The organism is bacterium (assembly GCA_021372535.1).
Lineage (GTDB): Bacteria > Latescibacterota > Latescibacteria > Latescibacterales > Latescibacteraceae > JAFGMP01.
The window spans coordinates 1-3,176 of sequence record JAJFUH010000121.1; the positions used below are offsets into that span (position 1 = coordinate 1).

3 protein-coding genes are annotated in these 3,176 nt (G+C 45.9%); all 3 read right to left on the reverse strand.

The genetic code is table 11. The features are described 5' to 3' along the window. Positions 1 to 205: hypothetical protein (locus LLG96_11405; protein MCE5250815.1), on the reverse strand; the 205-nt coding region annotated here is incomplete at its 3' end. Between the two features lie 330 nt (positions 206 to 535). Then, positions 536 to 2,029 (reverse strand): sodium:solute symporter family protein, encoded by a 1,494-nt coding sequence (locus LLG96_11410; protein MCE5250816.1) that lies wholly within the window; start codon positions 2,027 to 2,029, stop codon positions 536 to 538. 49 nt (positions 2,030 to 2,078) lie between these two features. Further along, entirely contained in the window at positions 2,079 to 2,225 is a 147-nt protein-coding gene (locus tag LLG96_11415; protein MCE5250817.1) for a hypothetical protein, read from the reverse strand. Between the last annotated feature and the right edge of the window lie 951 nt (positions 2,226 to 3,176).

Sequence of the window (3,176 nt, forward strand, 5' to 3'; positions counted from 1 at the left end):
CCCGGCATGGTGTTGGGAATTTCTGTAACGCCGTCATTCCCGAATCTTTAAGAGGGCTGTGAAAAAGTATCTTTTTCACACGCCCGATAATGAAATTTATTGTTTCGGTGCTGTTAAGGGCATGGAAATCCTGGCAACCCCCCATTTTTTTAAGAACACTTTTTTTAGATGTTACTTCCTTTGCGTGCCCAAAGGAAGTAACCAAGGAAAGGGCACCCCGTGAAAAGCCTTATTCCACGTTCACCGCCCGTTTTTCGGGAATGTGTGAACTCACGAGCCTCCGGCTCGCTCGGACAGCACCCATTCTTTTTCCGAAAACCGGTTGTGACCGCGGGACTTTTCAACGGGTTTATAAATTCACAGGCATTAATGGTCTATATTCTATTTATAATCAATGTATTACAATACAATTCATCATGGATTTTTGGGGTTCGCCAGCATGTAAGCATGTCCCCGAATTATTAATCGGGGATCGGCACTTTGTGCCGACCCTTGACAGCCTGTATCCAGACATGTGACATTTTTTATCACGCTTCTATATCGCGTGGGTTTCCACAAGGTCACTTTCAAGGTGTTCTTCCTCAAGAACCGGCGTTTGAAGACGTTTATAAAACGGGTCGAGCTGCTCTTTCGGGAGCGGTTTCGTCAACGATCCTACGATAAATCCGGCGATAAGCCCCACCGACAGGTACGAGACCATCTGCCATGGCAGCGGCATTTCCGTGAAGAATTCCGTGTACATCCACACGAGACTCGACGCAATGAAACTTGCCCAGGTGGATGCCGGATTCGCCCGTCTCCAGACGATGCCCATCCAGAACGGAACACCGAGAAGGGCCGGAATAACCATGAAGAGTTCGAGCGCTTTTACAACTCCCGGGAGAAGCATGGCAAAGCCAAGACTTCCCACAACAATGACAAAGGAAGCGATACGTCCGGCAAGAAGGTAATGGGCTTCATTTTTGCCCTTTTCAAAATACACCGAGTATATATTCCTGACAAAAATACTCGAGCCGCTCAGCATGAGAACAACGCCGGTCGACTGAATGGTGGCGAGCAGAGAAGCGATGAGCAGTCCGACAAGCCCGACGGGAAGCAGAATACGCGCCATCTCTCCAAATGCACGATCGGGATTGTCGAGACCGGGAATGAGCGCTATGGCGGCGACACCGGTAAATGCCCATGCGATCGTGCAGAACCGTTTGATAAAATTGCCGTAGGTCACACCGACCCGGCTGTCCATCTCGGTTTTACACGCCGTGCTCGACGGGATGACATGGGGCTGGACCACCCAGTTGAAAATACCATTCACCACGATCATTAAAACAAAGAACGCCGTTATCCCCTTGGGAGCGATAAGGGTGAACATGTTATAGTCGGAGGTCGCCTGTACCTTCTGATGAAGCGCATGAAAACCCCCGATCTTGGCTAATATAAACGGAATGATAAGGAACGAAAAAACGATGGTGAGAATACCCTGGATGACATCGTTGAGAGCAGCGGCTACTATTCCTCCAGCCAGACCATAGAAAACAAACAGCACCGTTATGATGATCAACGCCCAGAAAAACGTAATGCCTCCGCCGGTCAAACCTTCAATGATGCGGCTTGAACCGAGAACCATGGTACCGATATTGAGCATGAGGATTATAACGGCGAGCAAAGCATACAGCGCAGCGATGTTCTGGTTGAACCGCAGACGGAAATAATCGGCGGTTGTAACTACCCTGAGACGACGGATTATTGCGGCAAAAATCCAGTAAAATGGATTTACAAGGAGCCACATCCATTCATACCATATTCCGGACAGACCGACGGTATAGCTCTTCGAAACCACTCCGACCGCCTGGTCGGCATGGGTGCCGGTGCCAAAACTCAGCATCGCGGTGAGAAATTTTCCGAATTTCCGTCCACCGATAAAAAAGTCACCGGTATCCTTGATTTTTTTGCTGCTCCACCATCCTGTCAGGAAAATGATTATAAAATAAAGAAATAACACTATAATATCGAGCGGTTGAATACCGAGCATGTGTATCCTCTCTTATGTATGGAATTATAAGACAAATCGTCGATTCAGATCATGCACCGATACGCGCAAGAATCATGGTGAAGACTATAATGACGCCGACAAAAAACCATGCCAGCAGAAACCCTACAAAAGTGACACGGCTCGGCCAGTAAATCTCCCAGTCAGGATGATTGAAAATCTTTTTAGGTTCTTTCATGAAAAATGCCCCTCCTCGATTCGGGTAAAAGGTTTTTGTGAAAATAATTACTTTCAGGTTTAAAAGGCTGAGAATATAAAAGACGCGAAGATTTGCATATAATTCAGGATATATATTTAACGGGTTCAACGCAAGAAGTAAAATATCCGGCCATCACCCATTTTTTTAACCAGATCTGTTCATGAATTGAAATTGAACGCGGATTTTTTCTACAGTGGGCAACCACGGGGGGTTGCCCCTACAATAAAAAAACACGAATAATTATTTCGTCATGTAAAAAATAATCCGTTATGACTTTTTGCGTCTTCCGAGTGCGACGCAGAGCAGCGCGGCGAATATGGTGAAATATTTTCACAAATAATTTCCATGACTATAGATAGTCACAACGAAGGATGAAAAATATATGCAGGCTGCATATGGATTCCCGATTAAAGATTCGGGAATGACGGCGTTACAGAGATTCCCCAACACCAGGACGGGGCTTCAGTACCGGGACCCGTAAATGCTTTTTCAGATAAATCGAGGTTAAGAACACTTTTTAGATGTTACTTCCTTTGCGTGCCCAAAGGAAGTAACCAAGGAAAGGGCACCCCGAGAAAAGCCTATTTCCACGGGCTTTTCAATGGGGTTTTTACATCAGAAGCTCCAAAGGGTGTTATGCTATGTATAATCAATTCATTACAATACAACTCAGAATTGATTCCGGAAGGCCGCCAGGAAAAATGCATTTTCCGGCCATCACCCATTTTTTAAGAACACTTTTTTTTAGATGTTACTTCCTTTGCGTGCCCAAAGGAAGTAACCAAGGAAAGGGCGCCCCGAGAAAAGCCTGTTTCCACGGGCTTTTCAATGGGGTTTTTACATCAGAAGCTCCAAAGGGTGTTATGCTATGTATAATCAATTCATTACAATACAACTCAGTATGGATTTTGGAGGGGCCAGGTGAAGATG

What these genes read in the sequence shown, in the direction of transcription:
- LLG96_11415 (MCE5250817.1), bottom strand. Translation starts at nt 2,225, where the DNA reads ATGAAAGAACCTAAAAAGATTTTCAATCATCCTGACTGGGAGATTTAC.
- LLG96_11410 (MCE5250816.1), bottom strand. Translation starts at nt 2,029, where the DNA reads ATGCTCGGTATTCAACCGCTCGATATTATAGTGTTATTTCTTTATTTT.